At 56.7% G+C, this 21,650-nt stretch carries 21 protein-coding genes; 9 read left to right on the top strand and 12 right to left on the bottom strand.

Features of this window, described 5'->3' with window-relative positions:
• Nucleotides 1-64 precede the first annotated feature (64 nt).
• The 5 genes from KDX30_RS05740 to KDX30_RS05720 all read left to right on the top strand — a co-directional run bounded on the left by KDX30_RS05740 (nucleotide 65) and on the right by KDX30_RS05720 (nucleotide 5,362).
• The gene (locus tag KDX30_RS05740) at nucleotides 65-523 is read left to right on the top strand and encodes a thiol-disulfide oxidoreductase DCC family protein (RefSeq protein WP_231675221.1); all 459 of its coding nucleotides are present in this window, start codon (nucleotides 65-67) and stop codon (nucleotides 521-523) included.
• A 72-nt stretch (nucleotides 524-595) separates the two neighbouring features.
• Nucleotides 596-1,381 carry a hypothetical protein gene (locus tag KDX30_RS05735; protein ID WP_231675220.1) on the top strand — a complete coding sequence of 262 codons (786 nt, stop codon included), beginning with the start codon at nucleotides 596-598 and terminating at the stop codon, nucleotides 1,379-1,381.
• Nucleotides 1,382-1,722: 341 nt separating this feature from the next.
• Nucleotides 1,723-3,150: a di-heme oxidoreductase family protein gene (locus KDX30_RS05730; protein ID WP_231675219.1), complete on the top strand. Its 1,428-nt coding sequence runs from the start codon at nucleotides 1,723-1,725 to the stop codon at nucleotides 3,148-3,150.
• A 33-nt stretch (nucleotides 3,151-3,183) separates the two neighbouring features.
• On the top strand, nucleotides 3,184-4,248 hold the full coding sequence (locus KDX30_RS05725) for an imelysin family protein (RefSeq protein ID WP_099270906.1): 1,065 nt from the start codon (nucleotides 3,184-3,186) through the stop codon (nucleotides 4,246-4,248).
• A 16-nt stretch (nucleotides 4,249-4,264) separates the two neighbouring features.
• Nucleotides 4,265-5,362 carry a DUF1513 domain-containing protein gene (locus KDX30_RS05720; protein WP_122708338.1) on the top strand — a complete coding sequence of 366 codons (1,098 nt, stop codon included), beginning with the start codon at nucleotides 4,265-4,267 and terminating at the stop codon, nucleotides 5,360-5,362.
• Nucleotides 5,363-5,457: 95 nt separating this feature from the next.
• Here KDX30_RS05720 and KDX30_RS05715 read toward each other — a convergent pair whose 3' ends face one another.
• From KDX30_RS05715 to KDX30_RS05670, 10 genes are all read right to left on the bottom strand, one after another.
• Nucleotides 5,458-5,685, bottom strand: coding sequence for a hypothetical protein (locus tag KDX30_RS05715; RefSeq protein WP_099270907.1), 228 nt, complete (start codon nucleotides 5,683-5,685; stop codon nucleotides 5,458-5,460).
• A complete protein-coding gene (locus tag KDX30_RS05710) occupies nucleotides 5,685-6,401 on the bottom strand; it encodes a lipopolysaccharide kinase InaA family protein (protein ID WP_231675218.1) in 717 nt (238 codons plus the stop codon). Before KDX30_RS05710 ends, KDX30_RS05715 begins: the two co-directional genes overlap by 1 nt.
• A 5-nt stretch (nucleotides 6,402-6,406) precedes the next feature.
• Nucleotides 6,407-7,087, bottom strand: coding sequence for a class I SAM-dependent methyltransferase (locus tag KDX30_RS05705; RefSeq protein WP_231675217.1), 681 nt, complete (start codon nucleotides 7,085-7,087; stop codon nucleotides 6,407-6,409).
• A gap of 208 nt (nucleotides 7,088-7,295) precedes the next feature.
• Complete coding sequence (locus KDX30_RS05700; protein WP_231675216.1) at nucleotides 7,296-8,576, bottom strand: sensor histidine kinase; 1,281 nt, start codon at nucleotides 8,574-8,576, stop codon at nucleotides 7,296-7,298.
• Nucleotides 8,566-9,249: a two-component system response regulator ColR gene (gene colR, locus KDX30_RS05695; RefSeq protein WP_027900279.1), complete on the bottom strand. Its 684-nt coding sequence runs from the start codon at nucleotides 9,247-9,249 to the stop codon at nucleotides 8,566-8,568. The genes KDX30_RS05700 and colR overlap by 11 nt, the downstream gene beginning before the upstream one ends.
• 498 nt (nucleotides 9,250-9,747) lie before the next feature.
• Complete coding sequence (groL, locus tag KDX30_RS05690; RefSeq protein ID WP_027900278.1) at nucleotides 9,748-11,394, bottom strand: chaperonin GroEL; 1,647 nt, start codon at nucleotides 11,392-11,394, stop codon at nucleotides 9,748-9,750.
• 51 nt (nucleotides 11,395-11,445) lie between these two features.
• Entirely contained in the window at nucleotides 11,446-11,739 is a 294-nt protein-coding gene (locus KDX30_RS05685; protein ID WP_020292988.1) for a co-chaperone GroES, read from the bottom strand.
• 258 nt (nucleotides 11,740-11,997) lie between these two features.
• Complete coding sequence (locus KDX30_RS05680; protein WP_099270911.1) at nucleotides 11,998-12,480, bottom strand: FxsA family protein; 483 nt, start codon at nucleotides 12,478-12,480, stop codon at nucleotides 11,998-12,000.
• A gap of 66 nt (nucleotides 12,481-12,546) precedes the next feature.
• Entirely contained in the window at nucleotides 12,547-13,278 is a 732-nt protein-coding gene (locus tag KDX30_RS05675) for a HugZ family pyridoxamine 5'-phosphate oxidase (RefSeq protein WP_231675215.1), read from the bottom strand.
• 489 nt (nucleotides 13,279-13,767) lie between these two features.
• Nucleotides 13,768-14,775 carry a DUF481 domain-containing protein gene (locus KDX30_RS05670; protein ID WP_099270912.1) on the bottom strand — a complete coding sequence of 336 codons (1,008 nt, stop codon included), beginning with the start codon at nucleotides 14,773-14,775 and terminating at the stop codon, nucleotides 13,768-13,770.
• Nucleotides 14,776-14,973: 198 nt separating this feature from the next.
• On the opposite strand from KDX30_RS05670, the gene KDX30_RS05665 reads away from it, so the two are divergent.
• Together KDX30_RS05665 and KDX30_RS05660 are read left to right on the top strand one after the other, a co-directional pair.
• On the top strand, nucleotides 14,974-15,303 hold the full coding sequence (locus KDX30_RS05665) for an MGMT family protein (RefSeq protein ID WP_122708340.1): 330 nt from the start codon (nucleotides 14,974-14,976) through the stop codon (nucleotides 15,301-15,303).
• Nucleotides 15,304-15,345: 42 nt separating this feature from the next.
• The gene (locus tag KDX30_RS05660; RefSeq protein ID WP_231666313.1) at nucleotides 15,346-16,902 is read left to right on the top strand and encodes an AmpG family muropeptide MFS transporter; all 1,557 of its coding nucleotides are present in this window, start codon (nucleotides 15,346-15,348) and stop codon (nucleotides 16,900-16,902) included.
• Nucleotides 16,903-17,006: 104 nt separating this feature from the next.
• On the opposite strand, the gene KDX30_RS05655 is transcribed toward KDX30_RS05660, so the two are convergent.
• Complete coding sequence (locus KDX30_RS05655; protein WP_099270914.1) at nucleotides 17,007-17,852, bottom strand: mechanosensitive ion channel family protein; 846 nt, start codon at nucleotides 17,850-17,852, stop codon at nucleotides 17,007-17,009.
• Nucleotides 17,853-17,972: 120 nt separating this feature from the next.
• Nucleotides 17,973-18,458, bottom strand: coding sequence for a YajQ family cyclic di-GMP-binding protein (locus KDX30_RS05650; protein WP_027900271.1), 486 nt, complete (start codon nucleotides 18,456-18,458; stop codon nucleotides 17,973-17,975).
• Between the two features lie 157 nt (nucleotides 18,459-18,615).
• Here KDX30_RS05650 and KDX30_RS05645 point away from each other — a divergent pair, with 157 nt between their 5' ends.
• Nucleotides 18,616-19,536 carry a putative 2-dehydropantoate 2-reductase gene (locus KDX30_RS05645; RefSeq protein ID WP_231675214.1) on the top strand — a complete coding sequence of 307 codons (921 nt, stop codon included), beginning with the start codon at nucleotides 18,616-18,618 and terminating at the stop codon, nucleotides 19,534-19,536.
• Between the two features lie 76 nt (nucleotides 19,537-19,612).
• Nucleotides 19,613-21,649 carry a sensor histidine kinase gene (locus KDX30_RS05640; protein WP_027900269.1) on the top strand — a complete coding sequence of 679 codons (2,037 nt, stop codon included), beginning with the start codon at nucleotides 19,613-19,615 and terminating at the stop codon, nucleotides 21,647-21,649.
• The last annotated feature ends 1 nt before the right edge of the window (nucleotide 21,650 follow it).

The raw sequence follows: 21,650 nt of genomic DNA, 5'->3' as shown, positions 1-21,650 counted from the left end.
TGCCCATTGTCGGCCTGGAGGTTTGGGAATACTGTGTGGAAAACCGATACAGGGCCCCTCATCAATGTACGAGACAACAAAGTGGCCACTGACGCTCTATTTTGACGGTGAATGCCCACTCTGCGCTCGAGAAATCAAAATTCTGCGTTCGCGTGCTGCACCGGATCGGCTTCGTTTTGTCGATATCAGTGATGAAGCGTTTGATACCGGCTCTGTGGAATTCACGCTTGCGCAAATGGAGTCGTCGTTGCACGCCAGGTTTGACGACGGAACATGGGTCACTGGCCTTGACGCTACGCTCTGGAGCTGGCGAGCAGCGGGCCTGGGTGCATGGGCTGCACCGTTATCATGGCGGTTCGCCAGGCCGATGTTTAACATTGCTTATCGTCTCTTTTGCCGCTGGCGGCCGCATTTAGCGTGGCTGCCTCATCCTGATGGCGGCGCCCGTTGCCAGGGAAAAATTTGTGCAGTTCCGGAAACCGACCGTGCGACGCACGACCGGTCACCGCCTGATCAACGTTAGTCGTTTCAGCTCCCGGATGAGTGGCCGATAGACACAGGTGAACCTGGATTTTTCAAGATATGGAGATCAGATTTGGTCAGCTCAATCAATACCAGTACTCCCTCGAACCAGAACATCAAGGTGTCCGGCACTCAAGTCAGCCAAACCCTGTCAGTGCCCTCAACGGCGACCGACTCGCTGGCGAGCACGGTCGGAACCACAAACGATACGAGCTCACTGTCCTCACTGGCGCGCCAGTTGAGTGAAGCCTCTGCTCGTGCAGAAGCAAGAGACAAAAGTCTCAGCCGCAAAGAACTGGGTGAGAAAGCCGGACAACTGACAGAGCAACTGGTTGGCAGCAGCTACGACGCCAATAAAGCGCGGCACAATGCGGAAACTCCTGACAGCGACGATCCAGATCGTCTGGAGCGCGCAAAAAGCGCGACCCAATTCCTCAATGGCAGCGGAAAAAACCCGTTCGTCGGCATGTCACGAGAACAGCTTTCTGTCATCGCCTATGACGAAAGTAGTGATTTCACCGTCAACGAAAAAAAATCAGCCTGGCTGGAGTCTTACCGTCAGGAGCGAGTATGGCGCCAGCAAGTCGTGGCCCAAGGAAGCGCGGAGTACGGCGCGACAGGCAAGCTGACTGATTTTTACACCTCGGTTCTTGATCACTACAAAGGGCTGCCCGCCATTGAACAGTCGCAATACCCCAGCGACTATGAAACCAGGCTTCAGGACTGGATAGACCAGGACTTCAACTACAAAACCAACACGGCTGAAGGTAATACGGATGCCCAAAGTTTTCTGGACAAAGTCCTAAATCCTGAAAGCGATATCTTTACCGGCCAAGGCACCTCAGGCACTCAGTCCTGAAAGCCATTGTTGCCCCTTCCGCGACGTTCAAACCAGATGAAAGTCTGAATAATTTTCGATAATTTCCGCCCGGACCAAGCCTCAATCGGAGAAAAGAGCAGCCCAGCGATAAATTGCTCGAACAGAGCAAAGCAATGCGTAAAGTCTAAGGGCCGGGAAAAGTCCTTCTGAATATTTTCGGGAAGAAAATAGCTTCGGAACCAAACTGGATAAAGCTGCATGGCCAACGATTTCGTAACAACACATTGCACCCACCAAGGCAAACGATAATCCCTCTTATTCAAAAACGACGAGGCTGTTAAGCTTGCACGCCCTGATTTCGGGCTTGTTGCAGGATGGTTATGGCTACGCGGTTGCGTCCCTTTGTTGTGTTGCTCAGTGCTCTGATGATGGGCGCATGCGATGACGCCCCGCGTTTCACCCAGGCTGAGCCGGGTGAAGCACTGGCGGGTGGCAAGGCGACGGTGAACAAGCGGGACGTGAATGCGTTTTCGATGCCGTCGGCGAATCTGTCTCCGGTGCGGCGTCTGGACTTCAGCGTGGGTAACAGCTTCTTCCGCAGCCCTTGGGTGATTGCACCTTCCACCACAACGGCCCGCGACGGTCTGGGGCCATTGTTCAACACTAATGCGTGCCAGAACTGCCACATCAAGGACGGTCGCGGTCATCCTCCCGAGCAGGATGACGTCAATGCCGTTTCGATGCTGGTACGCCTGTCGATCCCGGATGATCCGGCGCAAGCTGAACTGATCAAGAAGAATGGTGTGCTGCCCGAACCTGTCTATGGCGGACAGTTGCAGGACATGGCGGTGCCGGGTGTTGAGCCAGAGGGTCGAGTGCGCATCGAGTACGAGCCCATGCCAGTCAGGTTCCGCGATGGCACTGTGGTCGAACTGCGCAAGCCGACCTTGAGCATCACTCATCTGGGCTACGGCCCGATGCACCCTGAAACCCGCGCTTCGGTGCGTGTCGCACCTCCAATGATTGGCCTGGGGCTGCTGGAGGCGATTCCCGATGCAGCGATTCTGGCCAATGCCGATCCAGATGACAAAGACGGCGACGGCATCTCCGGTCGCCCGAACTGGGTGTGGGACGATGAGCAACAGACCGTCGCCTTGGGCCGTTTTGGCTGGAAGGCCGGGCAGCCCAATCTGAACCAACAAAACGTGCACGCGTTTTCAGGCGACATGGGGCTGACCACCAGCCTGCGCAATTTCGATGACTGCACGCCCACACAGACCGACTGCCTTGCGGCCCCTAAGGGCAATGGGCCGGATGGCGAGCCCGAGGTCAGCGACAATATCCTGCGGCTGGTGCTGTTCTACAGTCGCAACCTGGGTGTTCCTGCCCGTCGTAATATTGAAAACCCGCAGGTATTGGCCGGCAAGAATCTGTTTTACGAGGCTGGCTGCCAGCAATGCCATACACCGCAGTTCAAGACACGCCATGACGCTGCGGAGCCGGAACTCGCCAATCAGGTGATACGTCCTTACAGCGACCTGTTATTGCATGACATGGGCGCCGAGTTGGCTGACAATCGCACCGAATTTCAGGCGACCGGGCGCGAATGGCGCACGCCACCTCTGTGGGGCATAGGTCTGACGCAGACCGTCAGCGGCCACACTCAGTTTTTACACGATGGACGCGCCCGCGATCTGCTCGAAGCGGTGCTGTGGCACGGCGGTGAAGCTCAGGCCGCGCAGCGTCAGGTATTGGCGTTCGATGCCGAGCAACGCGCAGCATTGCTGGCGTTCCTGAATTCGTTATGACTTCTTTCATTTAAAAACTATAAGGAGCCGGACATGTTCCGTCCCAAGTTGCTCTTCACCAGCCTTGCCGCGCTCGCCTTGGGTGCCTGCGCGCCTTCGGACCCGCAAGCGGTCACTTCGGCAGCGATTGCCAAGCAAGTGATCCTGCCGACCTACAGCCGCTGGGTTGATGCTGATCGCAAGTTGGCGACAAGCGCTTTGGCGTTCTGCGAAGGCAAGACTGATCTGGCCACTGCCCGCGCTGACTTTCTCTATGCCCAGAAGGCATGGGCCGAGCTGCAGCCATTGCTGATCGGGCCACTGGCCGAGGGCAATCGTTCATGGCAGGTGCAGTTCTGGCCGGACAAGAAAAATCTGGTCGGCCGTCAGGTGGAACAACTGGTGACCGCCCAACCGCAGATCACCCCCGATGCGTTGGCCAAATCCAGCGTGGTCGTTCAAGGCTTGTCCGCTTATGAATACATCCTGTTCGACGCTGCCATCGACATGGCCAACGCCGAGCAAAAAGCCCGTTATTGCCCGTTGCTGATGGCGATTGGTGAGCGCCAGAAAGCCCTCGCCGAAGAGATCCTCAGCCGCTGGAACAGCAACGACGGCATGCTCGCGCAATTGAGTAAATTCCCCAACCAGCGCTACGCAGACTCTCACGAGGCCATCGCCGAGTTGCTGCGCGTGCAAGTCACCGCACTGGACACGCTGAAGAAAAAGCTCGGCACACCGCTGGGTCGTCAGAGCAAAGGTCAGCCACAACCATTCCAGGCGGACGCATGGCGTAGCCAGTCATCCCTGAGCAGCCTGGAAGCGAGCCTGGCCAGCGCTCAGACGGTATGGGCCGGGGTCGACAACAAAGGTTTGCGTGGTCTCTTGCCCGCCGAGCAGAAACCGCTGGCAGACAAGATCGACGCTGCTTACGCTGCCAGTCGCAAACTGCTGTCGGACCTCAAGCCGCCCCTCGTCGACTTGCTGGCCAGTGAAGAGGGTCGTCAGCAGTTAAATGCCTTCTACGACAGCCTCAATGTCGTACACCGCCTGCATGAAGGCGAACTGGCCAAGGCTCTGGGCATCCAGCTGGGCTTCAACGCCAACGACGGCGACTGACCGGGAGATAAAGATGATGTTGCGACGCCAGGCTTTGGCACTCGGAAGTTTGCTGCTCAGTGCCTGCACCCTGGGCGGCTGGACGCTGTTTCGACAGAAAGGCAAAAGCCCGCTGCTGCTGTCCGCTCGCGATGATGGCGACGGCCAGCACTACGCCGTGGGTTATCGTCTGGATGGTCAACAAGTGTTCGCAACCCGGGTCGGCCAACGCTGCCACGACATCATCAATCATCCAACGCTGAATCTGGCGCTATTCGTCGCCCGTAGACCGGGCACTGAAAGTTATCTGATCGACCTGAATGATGGACGTCTGCTACAGACGATCCACTCGCAACCTGATCGGCATTTCTACGGCCATGCAGTCATCCACAGCAGCGGCGAATGGCTCTACACCACCGAGAATGACACCACCGACCCTGGGCGCGGTGTACTCGGCGTGTATCGGTTTGTGGACGAGCGTCTGGTGCATACAGGGGAAATCTCCACCCATGGTATTGGCCCGCATCAGGTGTCCTGGATGCCTGATGGCGAAACATTGGTGGTGGCCAATGGCGGGATCCGGACTGAAGCGGAAAGCCGCGTCGAAATGAATCTGAACGCCATGCAGCCAAGCCTGGTATTGATGCAGCGCGACGGCACGCTACTAAGCAAGGAAACCCTGGCGCAATCCATGAACAGTGTTCGTCACCTGGGTATCGCCAGCGACGGCACCATCGTCTCGGGTCAGCAATTCATGGGAGACGCCCAGGAGTCCTCGGAGCTGCTGGCGATCAAACGCCCGGGCCAGCCGTTTGTTGCGTTTCCTGTAAGCGAACAGCAACTGGCTTCGATGGGGCATTACACCGCCAGCGTTGCTGTACACAGCGAATTGCGTCTGGTGGCCCTTACCGCGCCACGAGGCAATCGGTTTTTCATCTGGGATCTGGACAGCGGCGCAGTCCGCCTCGACGCTGCCCTGCCCGACTGCGCCGGTGTTGGCGCGGTAACGGATGGATTTGTGGTGACCTCCGGACAAGGCCGTTGCCGTTTTTACGACTGTCGTCAAAACGAGCTGCTCGCAAAGCCTCTGGATCTGCCTGCCGGACTTTGGGACAACCATCTGCATCTGGTTTGAAGCAATCTGGTCTGCGCTGAGCTTGATCTAAAGCCCACATGCAACGAGGCCCCATCACAGGGGCCTTCAGTCAGTGAAGCAGCAAACGCCAATGGCTAGCGCCCGCTACCCGAGCCTTGAGCCAACCCAAACATCAATAACAGCAAGTCGTGACTTGGACTCACCAGGTCGGGAGCTTTTGCGATCCGAGGCAGCGGGCAATGCCCTTCGCCATGTAGAGCGCTCAAAATCTGTGTTCCCGGCTGTACCCAGGCGGCCATTGCAGCGGAGGTCACCGCCAGCGCACCCAGAATAAATAAACCTCGTGCCAGTTCTAGTTTCATCAGTCTAAACCCTTGATAGCGCTGCCAAACGCTGCCTGATAAAAATAGACCAACTTCTGCCAATCCGTTGAAGTGAACGACGAATGGCGACGTAGCTGCTTGAGGTCATGGCGCGCCGCGGCCGCTGCAGTCAGACGGCGGCGGCACTTCTCAAGATCAAGCAATGCGACTTCGGCTTTGGCGTTATCACCTTCGCCAACAACGCGTACAAATACGTGTTTTATATAAAGGCAACTATGCTGCCAGCGGCCCTTATGCATACGCGCCAGATTACCTGCCAATTCATGGAGCAGTTGATCATGCAACGCCTCGCCATGGTGCTCTCGTCCACCTGCGGCGTACCAGTCTTCGATCTCCACAAACCCGTCCAGGGCCGCAGTCACCAGAAGCGCACGCCACTCATGGCTTTTGTCTCGCTGTGCGCCACAGAAGATCAGCCTGGGCACGTTCACGTCAAGCCCGCTCAAGCCCTGAATCGCATCACGCTCGCGCAACACCGTCGGGCGCCCGAATGGATGCAGCCAACTGCGATAGGTATGCCCAACCTGCCGTTTGACATAAATCAGTTGGCCATCATCGGCAATTATCCGTTGCACACCGCTCTCACCGCCCCGACGCTGGTTGGGCTCTTCAACCCATTCGCCATGCTGAGTCCAGAAGGAATCGAAACGCTCTTCCTTTGAGTTTGTGGGCTCCATAGCGACTTGTACGCCCATCTTGTTTACCTCTTACGCAGTAAATACACACGCCACATGGCGTACATCGGTAGAAAATCCAGGCGATCCTGAATACGGAATCCAGCCTGTTCAAACTCGGCCTCAACGGTTGCGGCCGGTAACACAAAGCGATTCTGGTAACTATATTGCCCAATCTTCGCTTGCCGCTCTTGCTCAAGGCGCTTGCGTTTCCACGCTTTGAAATTGCCATCGACCCAGAGTGAAATGATCACACTGTCACGTGTAACACGCTGAAACTCCTTTAGCAGAGCGAGGCGATGATCGGCCTGACCGACATGGTGGAGCAACCGCATGCAGAAAATGCTGTCTACGGCGTTGTCGGGTAGATCGATGTCGAAGGCAGATGTCTGCAAGGGTTGTACCCTTTTCACCACTTCTGCTGGTTGAGCAGCACAAGCGGTCTTCAGCATGTCAGCCGAATTGTCTGCACCAATGATCATCCGGTTCGACTTTTCAGCCAGCAGTGGCCAGAAACGCCCGGCCCCGCAAGGCAGGTCAAGCACTAACCCCGGATCACCCGCACGATGCAAAGCAGTACGCGCCAATTGCTCATCGCGCCAATGAGACAGGCGGCGCGACAGATTGTCCTTATGCTTTTGCAAATATTGTTGGGCATGTTCGTGGTTGTACTTGCGTGAAAACTCAAGTTCGATTCGCTTGCTCATGGGGGCACCTGCTCATGTCGATGCCGGCAAGATAGTCAGGGCGCTGTCAGCGTCAGGTCATGTCCATGTGAAAAAAGTGTCGGAGGTCTGCGCAGATGTTTCCAGATACTTCAAAGGTTTAGCGTCCCTGAGGACGTAAGGTAAAGAAGACTGTCAGAGTTATTTCGGAGTTGAAACGAGGAGGCACGTATTGATGGACGCAGCCGGACTACTTCTTTAGCTTCACACTGAAGCGGCAACCGTTGGGCTCCATCGGGCTCAAGCTGACGCTCCACCCCTGGTTTTCGCAGATGCGCTGAACCAGCGAGAGCCCTAGCCCAAGCCCCTCACCACGCTGTTCGTTACCCCTTACAAAAGGCTCGAACATGGCCTCGCGCTTTTCTTCAGGGATACCGACCCCGCTGTCCTCCACCAGAAAACCTTCCTGCTGCAACGTCAACGTAATGAAGCCCTGGTCGGTGTAATGCAGGGCATTGCGCAGCAGGTTGCCCATGACAGCATGAAGGAAAGTGGAGTTGTACAGAGTTCCTGAGGGCGGACTGGTGCCAACTGAGCGCACAGTCAGTTGCAGTCCCTTGCTTTCAATAGGGCCGCGCCACAGTGCAATCAGGTCTTCGGCAACACTTTCCAGGGACACCCTGGGAACCATGTTGGCGTCTTCACGCTGGGTGCGCGCCAGCATGAGGAAAGTCTGGACCAGGTCACGCATTTCCTCACACGCCCGGGCAATTCGCTCGACCTGCGCCCTGGCACGAGCATCCAGCACGGGATTATCCAGCAACAGCTCGCAGGAGCTGGCCAGTACCATCAACGGGGTTCGCAGTTCATGGCTGACGTCGCTGGTGAACATACGCTCGCGGGTCAACGCCTGACGCAGGCGTCCCAGCGTGGCATCGAAGGCCACGGCCAGTTCCCCTACTTCGTCAGCCGCGTAGTCAGGCGCCAAAGGAGGTGCCAACCCAAGCAACTGGTCGCGATGACGCACCTGCCGTGCCAGCCTTACAACAGGCGCCATGACCCGGCGAGCCAGCACCCAGCCCAGAAATACCGCCAGTCCCAAGGCAAGCACGAAACCCACCAGCACGACGGCGAATAACACGCGCTCGCGCTCTTCAAAATCGCTTTGATCTTGAAGCAATGCATAACGTCGACCGTCGACCACTTCGATCATGGCGTGATAGGACAGCGGGCCACGAAACACTTCATGAAAGCCAGGCTCAAGATGCCTGAGGTCGCTGGGTATATCGAAATCGCCAGGGCCGCCGCTGAAATAGAAGAGCTGATCAGGCTCCGGACGGTGACTCCAGTCGCTGACACTGTCGAGCAGCAGTAAACGGTTCAGGTCGCCGCCAAGGCCGGCTGAAATCAGTTTCTCTTCTACCAGATGGACAGTCGCGACGATGCCCATGGCAAAAGAACCTGCCACCAGCGCGCTCATCAACGCGAAAGCGATGATGATGCGTTGGGCAAGGCTCTGTTTAAACTCCATCCCGGCCCTCGGCCAGACGGTAACCGACACCATGTACGGTTTGCAGCAGTGGCTTGTCGAAAGGCTTGTCGATTACCTGGCGCAGTTGATGAACGTGGCTGCGCAGACTGTCGCTGTCGGGGCAGTCATCACCCCACAGCGCTTCCTCCAGAACCTCACGACGCAACACGTGGGGGCTTTTCTGCATCAATACGGCAAGCAGCTTCAGACCAACCGGATTGAGCTTGAGCAGACGCCCTTCACGAGTGACTTCCAGTGTATCGAGGTCGTACACCAGTTCGGCAACTTGCAACGTTCGGCGACCACCGCCCTGAGCACGACGCAATACGGCTTCGATGCGCGCAGCCAGCTCGGACAGTGCGAAAGGTTTGAGCAGGTAGTCATCAGCACCGGAGCGGAAGCCTTGCAGGCGATCATCCAGTTGGTCACGGGCGGTCAGCATGATGACCGGGGTGTCACGGCGGGCGTCTTCACGCAGTCGCTTGCACAGGGTGTAGCCATCAATGCCGGGCAGCATGATGTCGAGCACGATGAGGTCGTAATGTTCGGTTGCCGCCAGATGTAATCCGGAGAGGCCATCCTGTGCACAATCGACGGTATAGCCTTTCATGCCCAGATAATCGGCAAGGTTGGCCAGGATATCCCGGTTGTCTTCTACAAGAAGAATTCGCATGTGCACGCCCTCCATCTGAAATAGGCTGGCGCAGCTTAAGGCCTATAGGGGGCAAGAGCCAGTGTCAGTTAGGGTTAAGGGTGAAGCGAAGTGATTTTGCTACTGAGTGGCAGCAAAAAAACTCTCTGTGCTTCTGAGTTCTGGTTTCGCCCTGACGGTCGACCCCCTTTGTTTCGGCAAAGGGGGGAAACCATTTATCGCTGACGTGCGGCCCCTGCTTCGCAGGGGGTACCTTCGACTCCGGTGCCGTGGTGTGGGCACGCGCCGACGGGCCATCCTTGGCCCAACGGCGCTCGCTCGGCATCCATGCCGAGCGACCCACACCACGACACCTGCGCTCAGCCTTCCGACGCTCGTTTGGCGTTGTTCTTGAGACTTGTATGGGGCAGAGGTCTGCTGAAGCAAAGCAAAGCAAAGCAAAGCAAAGATCCTGCCCATAAAAAAACCCCGCACAAGGCGGGGTTCTTTTATGGGGTACAGCTAGGGGGTGAAACTGGCTTACATCATGCCGCCCATACCACCCATGCCGCCCATGTCTGGCATGCCGCCGCCAGCTGGTGCTTTGTCGTCCGGAGCGTCAGCGATCATGGCTTCGGTGGTGATCATCAGGCTGGCGATAGAGGACGCGGCCTGCAGAGCAGAGCGAGTCACTTTAGCCGGGTCCAGGATACCCATTTCAATCATGTCGCCGTATTCGCCGGTAGCAGCGTTGTAACCGAAGTTACCCGAACCCTGCTTGACCTTGTCGACTACAACGCTTGGCTCGTCACCGGAGTTGGCAACGATCTGACGCAGTGGAGCTTCTACAGCGCGACGCAGCAGAGCGATACCGACGTTCTGATCGGCGTTGTCGCCTTTCAGTTCGGAGATTGCCTGCAGCGAGCGAACCAGCGCTACGCCACCGCCAGGTACCACGCCTTCTTCAACGGCTGCACGAGTAGCGTGCAGTGCGTCTTCAACGCGGGCTTTCTTCTCTTTCATTTCAACTTCGGAACCAGCGCCGACTTTGATGACTGCAACGCCGCCGGACAGCTTGGCCAGACGCTCTTGCAGTTTTTCTTTGTCGTAGTCCGAAGTGGTGTCACCGATCTGCTGACGGATCTGCGAGATACGACCGTCGATGTCAGTGCGAACGCCAGCACCGTCGATGATGGTGGTGTTTTCTTTGTTCAGCACAACGCGCTTGGCATTACCCAGGTGTTCCAGGGTAGTGGTTTCCAGGCTCAGGCCGATTTCTTCGGAGATAACGGTACCGCCAGTCAGAACAGCGATGTCCTGCAGCATTGCCTTGCGACGGTCGCCGAAACCTGGAGCCTTGACGGCTGCAACTTTGACGATACCGCGCATGTTGTTCACAACCAGAGTCGCCAGGGCTTCGCCTTCAACGTCTTCAGCAACGATCAACAGCGGACGACCGGCTTTGGCCACTGCTTCCAGAACAGGCAGCATTTCGCGGATGTTGGAGATTTTCTTGTCGACCAGCAGGAGCAGCGGGCTGTCCAGCTCGGCAACCATGGTGTCTGGCTTGTTGATGAAGTACGGGGACAGGTAACCGCGGTCGAACTGCATGCCTTCAACAACCGACAGTTCGTTTTCCAGGCCCGAGCCTTCTTCAACGGTGATAACGCCGTCTTTGGTCACTTTTTCCATGGCTTCGGCAATGATGTCGCCGATGGAATTGTCGGAGTTCGCGGAGATAGTACCTACCTGAGCGATGGCCTTGGTGTCAGTGCAAGGCTTGGACAGCTTCTTCAGCTCGGCAACGATCGCGATGGTCGCCTTGTCGATGCCGCGCTTCAGGTCCATCGGGTTCATGCCGGCAGCGACGGCTTTCAGGCCTTCGTTGACGATGGCCTGAGCCAGAACGGTTGCAGTGGTAGTACCGTCACCAGCGTCATCGTTAGCACGGGAAGCAACGTCTTTGACCAGCTGCGCGCCCATGTTTTCGAAACGGTCTTTCAGTTCGATTTCTTTGGCAACCGAAACACCGTCTTTGGTGATCAGAGGAGCGCCGAAGCTCTTCTCAATAATAACGTTACGGCCTTTTGGGCCCAGGGTTGCTTTTACTGCGTCAGCCAGGACGTTGACACCGGCGAGCATTTTTTTACGGCCAGAATCGCCGAATTTTACTTCTTTAGCAGCCATGATCGATCTTCCTTAAATACTTTGAGTAGTAACGGAAACTAGTGGGGTGACTCAGGCTTCGACGACCGCGAGAATTTCGTTCTCGCTCATCACCAGCAGGTCTTCGCCATCTACTTTCACAGTGTTGCTGCCGGAGTACGGGCCAAACACCACTTTGTCACCCACTTTCACGGCCAGCGCACGTACTTCACCGTTGTCCAGCACGCGGCCGGTACCCACAGCGAGGATCTCGCCACGGTTAGGCTTTTCAGCAGCCGAACCTGGCAGAACGATACCGCCAGCAGTTTTGGATTCTTCTTCGCTGCGACGGATTACGACGCGGTCATGCAGAGGACGAAGCTTCATTGTCGATCTCCTGATTATGGTTTTTAAACCGCCGGTGATTACACCAGCGAGTTAAACATCCGGCGTTGCCGGTTACGGTTCGACGAGCGAACCGCAGAATACGGTCTGGCAAAAAGGCCAGAAACCTTGCGGTGACCCATACATAAGGGCGGGCATGGTGATTACAAGGCCAGCCGTAGAATTTTTTTGTCGAAAGTTACTGCGTCATGAAACGCACGCGGCACCCTGAGGTGCCGCGTGGTGGGGCTATGAAGGGATTTATTTGTCGCGATGCTCGAACTCGCCTTCGATCACATCAGGTTCGCGGGTAGGAGAATGAATCGCACCCGGACGACCCGGATCATTGCTCGCCGGCATGTCCTCTGCAAAAGCACGCTGGCGGATAGCTTGCTCTTCAGCACGTTTGCGCATGGTATTGACCAGCACCTTGCGCGTGATCGGTAGCAGGCAGATGACACCCAGAATGTCGCTGATAAAACCTGGCAACAGCAGCAGGCCACCACCAACGGCAATCATCAGACCTTCGAGCATCTGCTGGGCGGGCAACTCGCCGCGAGACAGACTTTCACGCGCGCGCATTGCCGTTGCAAAACCGGCCACGCGAATCACGAACAGGCCCAACAGCGAGGTTGCGACCACCATCAGGAATGTCGGGAAGAAGCCTATCGACATGCCCACCCGTACCAGAACGAAGAGCTCCAGTACCGGAAAAAGAAGGAACAGCAGTAGAAAAACACGCATCAATTGAATTCCTCAACGCAAGAATGCCTTGCAGTAGACCCTACGTGACGTCATCAAAGCGTGAATTCAAGCCTCTTGAGTATCACGAGTGGGCCATTTTTCCGCGTGAGCCAGCTTAACCAAGGCTTCGCGGACTTGTTTCGGTGTGTTACAGGGTTCACTGAATGCCAGCCAGTATAGGCTCTGACCGATGCGCAGGTGCATGCCTTCGCTGTCGATACCTGCCAACTGCGCAGCCTCATTTTGCGGCAGACCGGTGAGCTGAACATAGTGAGCAATGGCTTTGGCGTGATCAGCATTCATGTGCTCGACCATGCCGGCTTCAGCGGACCCGGCAAACGGGTTTGCCAGTTCGACATGATCGAGCCAGTGAATGGCACCAAAGCCGCCAATGAAGCGATAGCGCACGGGCACCAGTACCCAGAAATCGAAATCATGGGCGGTGTGATAGCTTTTCGATTCAGGAAAAAAACGGTAATAGCGCTGAGACGCTGACTCGACGGCGTCGGGATCAACAAGCTTCTGTGCCTCAGCCATCACGGTCACCCGCCCAGTCGCCTGGACATCGTCAGCTTCGCGCTCGCCCACCAGTAATGAGCACTTCGCGTCCTTGCCCAGATTGTGAGTGTGCTGAGCGATGCGGCTGATCAATATCAGCGGTCGCCCGAGATCATCAAGACAATACGGAACAGAAGAGCCAAACGGGAAACCCGGCATGGATTTGGAGTGCGTTGACAGCACGCCCCGGTATTCCTTCAGCAACAACTCTCGCGCCTGCCTGATAGCCTTCACACTCATCCAGTGACACCTCGCAATGAACGCGCCGATGATCGGCGGTTGCCTAAATAAAGCTGAATATTAGCCAGCTGATTGAGCACGCGGATGGGTTTGGAAGACAAGCTAATAATTATTGCGATCAGCTTTTTTGCAGCTCTTGGGGGGAAGTTTCGTGCTGAGATTGGCGTTGACTGTGGGACCGAATTTATTCGGGAAGACTGCATGTCAGGCGACACACCGGCTGAGGATGAACTAGCCCTTTCGCGAATGAATTCGCTCCCACACAGACTGTGTGAAAACTACTGCGCTCGGCAATACTGCGTTAAAAACAGGCGAAAAATGCTCATTTAGAACACCTAGACTCCGCTTTTTCGCCTGTTTTTGCCTTGTCTTGCCGTCGCTCGCTACGTTTTCACACAGTCTGCACGGGATGTTTGGCGCACTACATAATGACGCTCCCGCCGAATCAGGGATGCAACGGGAGATATTTGGAACAGGCTTGCCAGGCGCTTACCAGGTCACACCAAAACCTGCGGTGTAGCGGGTTTTGTCCAGGTCGCCATCACTGGAACCGCTGATGACGTTCTTCTCTGCCTTGAGGTTCAACGATGCCCAGTCAGTGACTTTGTAGCGCAGGCCCACTTCCGCATCCAGCGCGTAGTCAGCGACGTTGCTCAGTGGTCTGCCGAGCTCACCATTGGTGAAGAATTCAACTTTTTTGCCGATCAGGAAGCGGTTGTAGTCCCAGGTGCCGGCGACTGAATAGAAGTTTTCCTTGCTGCCGTTGGAGAACTCGTAGTCAGTGCGGTTAAGCAAGGCGCCCAACTTGAATGCACCCAGTTCGTCATCCCAGAACTGATAGCCAGGACCGGTACCGACGACGCGCTGACGACTCAGGTCTTCAACCTTGTCGCGCTTGTAGCTGATCCGGCCATCCCAGAAAAATTTCTCGGTCAGGAAGCGGTCGATGGAGTACTCGGCACTCCAGTTGTCGGTACTGACCAGATCATCCTGAGTCTCGCGGTTGTAATCGCCTTTGGCGTTATGACGCCACTGGCCATGCCGTGCCGAAGTCTTGAAGGCTACGTTGTAATCATCGGTGTCGTTCTCGGCCTTCTGGAAGTCCATGGCAACATCGATATTGCCCTTCCAGACCAGATCGGTGATGACCGGCTTGGGTTTCAAAATCTGCTGGATGCTGGCCAACTCGACCGTTTTAGGCGCGTCACCGTTGGTCAACGTGACTTTGCCGTCATCAGACGCTTGCAAAGATTTGGCAATTTCGCCCTGATACTGGTCCTGTTTGACCATCAACTTCTGGTCGCTCTCCAGCGTTTTGACCTGTTTCCAGTCAACCGGAATAGAACCGCCATAAGCGGTGTCAATCACCAGCTTGCCGCCGTCGAAAAGCTTGATGGTGCCGGTGATTTTGTCGCCATTCTTCAACCAGACGGTATCGGCGAGCAAAGGAGTAGTGGCAACGGAGGCAGCGAGGAACAGCAGAGTTCTAGTCAGCATAAGCAACAAGGAGGCTCAGTTAGCGGAAAATCGGGCATCATCCATAACGGATGACGTCAAGGCAATCGAAGACCGCCGCAGGAACAGAAAAGACAGACAGCAGGAAATCCTTGTAGTTCAAATACCAAGGCCCGCTTATCTAGAAACAGGAGCAACGCGTTGACCAAAAAGCAGCCGGACTCATCGGATCCTGCCGGTATGGACCCGGCTCAGGCGCGGCGTACGGCGCTGTACCTTACGCTCAATCAGGTGCCGGAAGGGAAAGTTGTCAGTTATGGGCAATTAGCGGAGTTGGCGGGTCTGGGTCGCGCGGCGCGCTGGGTCGGACGGACCTTGAGCCAGTTGCCGGACGGCACGTCGCTGCCGTGGCATCGGGTCATAGGCGCTGGCGGCAAGGTCAGTTTGCCCGTCGGCACACCGTCAGGCGACGAACAGCGCGCGCGATTACGCGCAGAAGGCATCATTGTGCAGAACAATCGGTTAGATATCCGGCGTCATGGCTGGCGTCCGATAGAGCACAGCGGTTAGAGTGCGCCCTTTGTTTTCGTAACCTGAGGCAGACTCCAGCCCATGCCCCGTAAAACCTGGCGCGCCGCGCTCGCCGCATATGCCAGCCCTTCGACTTTAGTGCTGTTATTGCTCGGATTCGCTGCGGGCATGCCCTACATGTTGGTGTTTTCTACTCTGTCGGTCTGGTTGCGTGAAGCCGGTGTCGCTCGAGAAACCATCGGCTATGCCAGCCTGATCGGGCTGGCCTATGCCTTTAAATGGGTGTGGTCCCCCCTGCTTGACCAATGGCGCCTGCCACTGCTGGGCAAATTGGGTCGGCGTCGCTCCTGGCTCGTATTGTCCCAAAGTCTGGTTATTCTGGGCCTCATCGGCATGGGATTCTGCGATCCGCAGCAGCACTTGTCCTGGCTGATCGCGATCGCTGTTGTCGTGGCTTTTTCATCCGCGACCCAAGACATCGCCATCGATGCCTATCGCCTGGAAATTGCCAACGATACTCAGCAAGCCGCCCTCGCAGCCAGTTACATGTCCGGCTACCGCGTTGCGGCGCTGCTCGCCACCGCAGGCGCGCTGTATTTTGCCGAAGGTTTCGGTTCCACAGGTTTCGCCTATAAGCACTCGGCATGGACAGGTACCTATGTGCTGTTCGGCCTGCTGATGCTGCCAGCCTTGATTACTACGCTGATCATGCGCGAACCTCCGGTGGCGCTGCGCACTCAACTGTCGGCTGCTCGCTATGGTTTCGTGCACCAACTGGCGTCTGTCTTTGTGCTGATTGTGCTGCTGGTGTCGGTTCCGGCGATGTTCACCCAGCTCTACAACACGGACTTCGCCAGCGTGCTGTTTCAGGACGCCAGCTGGACTGACCTGTTGATGGAAGACCGTGCCTTTCTGCGCGCCATCCTTTATATCGTGCTCACCGTAGCGTGCCTGTCCTCGATGGGCCGGCGCGGGCTGGCTCCAGTGCTGACGCCAATCAATGACTTCATCCTGCGTTATCGCTGGCAGGCATTCCTGTTGCTGGGTTTGATCGCGACTTACCGCATGTCAGACACGGTCATGGGTGTCATGGCCAACGTCTTCTACATCGATCAGGGCTTTACCAAGGACCAGATCGCCAGTGTCAGCAAGATATTCGGGTTGATCATGACGCTGCTGGGCGCAGGCTTTGGCGGGCTGCTGATCGTGCGCTTTGGCATCATGCCGATCCTGTTTATCGGCGGCCTGACCTCGGCGGCCACCAACCTGCTATTCCTGATGCTGGCCGACATGGGTCCGAACCTCAAAATGTTGGTGCTGACCATTTCGCTGGACAACTTCAGCTCCGGATTGGCGACCTCAGCGTTCGTGGCGTATCTATCCAGCCTGACCAACCTCAAATTTTCGGCGACACAATACGCGCTGCTCAGCTCGATCATGTTGCTGCTGCCGCGTTTGCTGGGGGGGTATTCGGGGGTTGTGGTGGAGAAGTACGGCTATCACAACTTCTTCCTGATCACTGCGCTATTGGGCGTGCCAACGCTGATCATGATCATCCTGCAGTGGAGCAAGGAGGCGCGCCAGGACAAGGCGGCTGAGGTGCTTGAGGCTGAGAAGCCCTCGCAAGATCAACTTTAAGGCTGCAACGCTGAATCTGTAGGAGCTGCCTAAGGCGGCGATGGCGGCGTGTCAGCCAGAATGCTTTCGCAGCCTTCGGCAACTCCTACAAAGTCATATGCTAATTACTGCGGTGCTGCTGAATCCTGAACCACACGAATCACTCGCTGCGGGAACGGGATATCAATATTGGCAGCACGCAGACGGTCACGGGCCTCGGCGTTGAAGCGGTTCGACACATCGCCGAAATCACCGGTTTTGACCCAAACTCGAAGCGATACAGTAATCGAGCTATCACCCAGCGCAGCCACCACGGCCTGCGGTGCAGGGTCCTGCAGTATGCGAGGATCATCTGCCATATCCATCAGGACTTGCAGCGCCTGCTTCAGATCGGCCTCGTAATCCACGCCCACATCGAACGTGATCTTACGGGTCGGCTGGCGATTGGTGTTGGTGATAATCCCGTTGGACAGATTGCCGTTGGGCAGGATCACTGTCTTGTTATCGCCGGTGCGCACCACGGTATGGAATATCTGGATACTGTCGACAGTGCCCGCGATACCTTGGGCTTCGATCCAGTCACCGATACGGAACGGGCGAAACAGCAGAATCAGCACGCCACCCGCGAAGTTCGCCAGACTGCCTTGCAACGCCAGACCAATCGCCAGACCTGCAGCACCGATAGCGGCCACGAACGAGGTGGTTTCAACCCCGATCATCGACGCAACGCTGACAACCAGCAGAATCTTGAGAATGATGTTGGCCAGGCTGCTGATGAAACCTTGTAGCGCGAGATCAGCATTGCGCAATGCCAGTAGCGCACCCACTTTGGTGGTCAAACGGTTGATCAGCCACCAACCAATTGTCAGGGTTACCAACGCCAACAGCACACGGCTACCGTATTCCATGATCATCGGGATCCAGGCCTGAGAGGCCTTTACCAGATGATCCATTTCGGCATTCAAATCCATCTTTCTCTCCTCACATTTCCCGACCTGACGGCGCAACCATCAGACCGGGCCCGATGGTTACACCCTTGCACAAGCCATAGGCGCCGAAGGAAAACGAATTCCTGCGCCCAGGCCAGTCAATCAGTCGCGGAAGTTATTGAATTGCAGCGGCATGCCAAATTCATTGGCACGCAGGACAGCCATCGCTTCTTGCAGGTCGTCACGCTTCTTGCCGGTCACTCGTACTTGCTCGCCTTGAATGGCGGCCTGGACCTTGAGCTTGGCTTCCTTGATGTGAGCGACGATTTTCTTCGCCAGCTCTTTGTCGATGCCTTCCTTGAGAACGGCGTCCTGCTTCATCAATTTACCCGAAGCAAAGGCGTCTTTGACTTCAAGGCATTTGACGTCGATCTTCCGCTTGACCAGGCATAGCTTGAGGATTTCGATCATCGCTTCAAGCTGGAACTCTGCCTCGGCGGTCAGGCTGACCGTCAGGTCCTTTTCCTTGAACTCGAATTCGCCTTTACCTTTCAAGTCGTAGCGACGGTCCAGCTCTTTGATAGCGTTGTCGACGGCGTTAGTGACTTCGTGTTTATCCAGTTCGGACACTACGTCGAACGAGGGCATGTCATTTCTCCAATGGATGGCGCTCAAACGCCTGTCTTTGATGTGAATAAAACCCGGTTATTATAACGAGACTTTCCCGCGTTCACTGCGAGCCATCCATGTCGACAGCCAATTTCTCGCTCCTGCTCAGTTTTCTTCGCCTCGCCGTGAGCCGCTAATGGCCGTCGTCTGGCATGTGTTGGGGGCCGGGAGTCTGGGCAGCCTTTGGGCAGTGCGACTGGCAAGAGCAGGTTTGCCGGTGCGATTGGTTCTGCGTGATGCCGCGCGTCTTGCCGCATACGAGGCCAATGGCGGGACTCTGGCGCTGGTTGAGCAAGGTGTTGAGAGTCGAATGACAATCAGCGCGCAGACGCTCGACGGCAAAGAGCCCATCGAACGCCTGTTGCTGGCGTGCAAGGCCTACGATGCCGAGCAGGCCGTAGCGGCTTTGGCGCACCGGCTGACACCTGACGCGCATATCATCCTGCTGCAAAACGGTTTGGGCAGTCAGGACGCAGTCGCTGCAAAATTCCCGAAAGCGCGTTGTATCTGCGCCTCCAGCACCGAAGGAGCGTTCCGCCAACGAGACGGAACCGTGGTGTTTGCCGGGCATGGTTATAACTGGCTGGGCGACCCTGCCCATCCTTCCCCGCCTGAGTGGCTGAGTGATCTGCAACTGGCAGGCATTCCCCATGAATGGACGCCGGATATCCTCACCCGGCTCTGGCGCAAGCTGGCACTGAACTGTGCGATCAACCCACTGACCGTACTGCACGACTGCCAGAACGGTGGCTTGATGCAACATCACTGCGAAGTTGCAACGCTGTGCGCGGAGCTGAGCGAACTGCTTCAACGCTGCGGACAGCCAGACGCGGCCGAAGACTTGCACAGTGATGTGCTGCGAGTCATTCAGGCCACAGCGGCCAATTACTCCTCGATGCATCAGGATGTCGCGCAAGGACGCCGCACAGAGATCAACTATCTGCTGGGTCATGCCTGCGCAACGGCTGAGCGCCATGGCATCGTTGTTCCACATTTGCAGCAACTGAAAGTCAGACTTGTAAAACACCTTACGGATAGAGGGCTGCCTGCGAACTAGCTCCGGCCACGTGTTTGCCCAATGGCTGGGGTGCGCGCTACCCTGAACATTCCTCATCCCAGTGTGATCCGTCCCCATGCCATTGCGCCAACGCCTGGAAAACCTGCCGGTCGGCCAGAAGCTACTGGCAGCCTTGCTGGTCCTGCTGACCACGGTCCTGCTGGTTGCCAACCTGACGTTCATCAGCGCCGCCTATTACATTTCCCAAGAGGCCATGGCCCCTCAGGCACTGCAGACCATTGGCCGCCTGATCAGCAACCCGAACCTCGCGGAACAGGCACTCAGTTCACCTGCGGATGCCGAATCGCTGCTCAAGGAGCTGAAAAATTACGGCCCTTTACGTGCTGCCGCACTTTACGACACCAATGGCGAACGGATCGGCCAACTGCAACAAGGCGACAAGCTCAGGCTGCCGGTACGGTTCAAGGACATTGAAGGCTGGCGCATCACCGAGTTTCGTAACACGCAGTTGATCCCGGTACCGAAAGCAGGTCAGGCACCGGGCCACCTGTTGCTGGTTGCCAGCAGCGAATTACCAACTGCGTTCTACACCGGCACCCTGACTGCCAGCCTCGGCATTCTGGTGTTCAGCGTGCTGCTCTGGCTGGTCATTGCCCGGCAGATTCGGCGCCTGATCACCGAACCCATTTATCAGTTGGAAGAGCTCTCACGCCAGGTCACGCGGGAAGAGAGCTACGCATTGCGCGCAGCGCCAGGCAACAAGGATGAAATCGGCAGTCTTGCTGAAGCCTTCAACACCATGCTGTCGCGAATCGAAGCTCGAGAGCAGCAACTCAAGCGCGCTAGGGACGACTCCCAGGAAGCCTACGATCAGGCTCAGGGCCTGGCCGAAGAAACCCGGAACACCAACCGCAAGCTGGAGCTTGAGGTGAAGGTGCGCAGCAAGATCGAGAAGAAGCTCACCGGGTTCCAGAACTACCTGAACAGCATCATCGACTCGATGCCTTCGGCGCTGATTGCGCTGGATGAACAGCTGTATGTCACCCAGTGGAATCAGGAAGCCAGCGCACTTTCCGGCACGCCTCTGGATGAAGCACTGAATCAACCGATATTCCTGGCCTTCCCGCCCATGAAAACCTTCCTGCCACAACTCAAGCAGACGGTGGAGAAACACAGCGTCACCAAGATCGAACGGGTCACCTGGATCAAGGACGAAGAGCGTCGTCACTATGCCCTTACCTTCTACCCGCTGACTGGCGGCGCGGGGCAAGGCGTGGTGATTCGTGTCGATGACATCACTCAGCGGTTGTCGCTGGAAGAGATGATGGTGCAGTCCGAGAAGATGCTTTCCGTCGGCGGTCTTGCGGCAGGTATGGCCCATGAGATCAACAATCCGCTGGGTGCGATCCTGCATAACGTGCAAAATATTAGGCGGCGGCTATCAACCGACCTGCAGAAAAACATTGAGCAGGCCGAAGCCGAAGGCATTGAGCTGGAAACAGTGAATCGTTATCTGGTCAGCCGGGAAGTACCCAAACTGCTCGACGGCATTCAGCAAGCCGGCGCACGGGCCGCGAAGATCGTCAGTCACATGCTCAGTTTCAGTCGTCTCAGCACCCGGCAAATGGCTCCGTGCGACTTGCCGGCATTGATTGATCAGGCGGTAGAGATCGCCAGTAACGACTTCGATCTGACCATCGGTTTCGACTTCAAGGGCCAGGCCATCATTCGTCAATTTGACCCGGAACTGGGGCCGGTGCCGGGTACGGCCAATGAACTGGAACAGGTGTTGCTGAATCTGCTGAAGAACGCTGCACAGGCCATTCACCAGCGTCCAGACGATGCCGAGCCGGGGCGGATCATCCTGCGTACCAGACTGAATCCGCCCTGGGCTGAAATTCAGGTCGAAGACAATGGCGTCGGCATGACCGAACAAGTGCGCAAACGTACCTTCGAACCGTTCTTCACGACCAAGGAAATCGGTCAGGGAACCGGGCTGGGGCTGTCGGTTTCGTACTTCATCATCACCAACAATCACAAAGGCCAGATGGAGGTGCACTCTTCTGTCGGCCAGGGCACCTGCTTCACCTTGCGCCTGCCCTTGGCGGGCAGCCAGGTGAACGTGCCTGAAGCGGTCATTTCGCCGCTATAAC

It is taken from the genome of Pseudomonas quasicaspiana (assembly GCF_021147825.1).
GTDB lineage: Bacteria > Pseudomonadota > Gammaproteobacteria > Pseudomonadales > Pseudomonadaceae > Aquipseudomonas > Aquipseudomonas quasicaspiana.
Note: the sequence above shows the minus strand (reverse complement) of the source record. Positions and strands in the feature narration are given on the sequence as shown.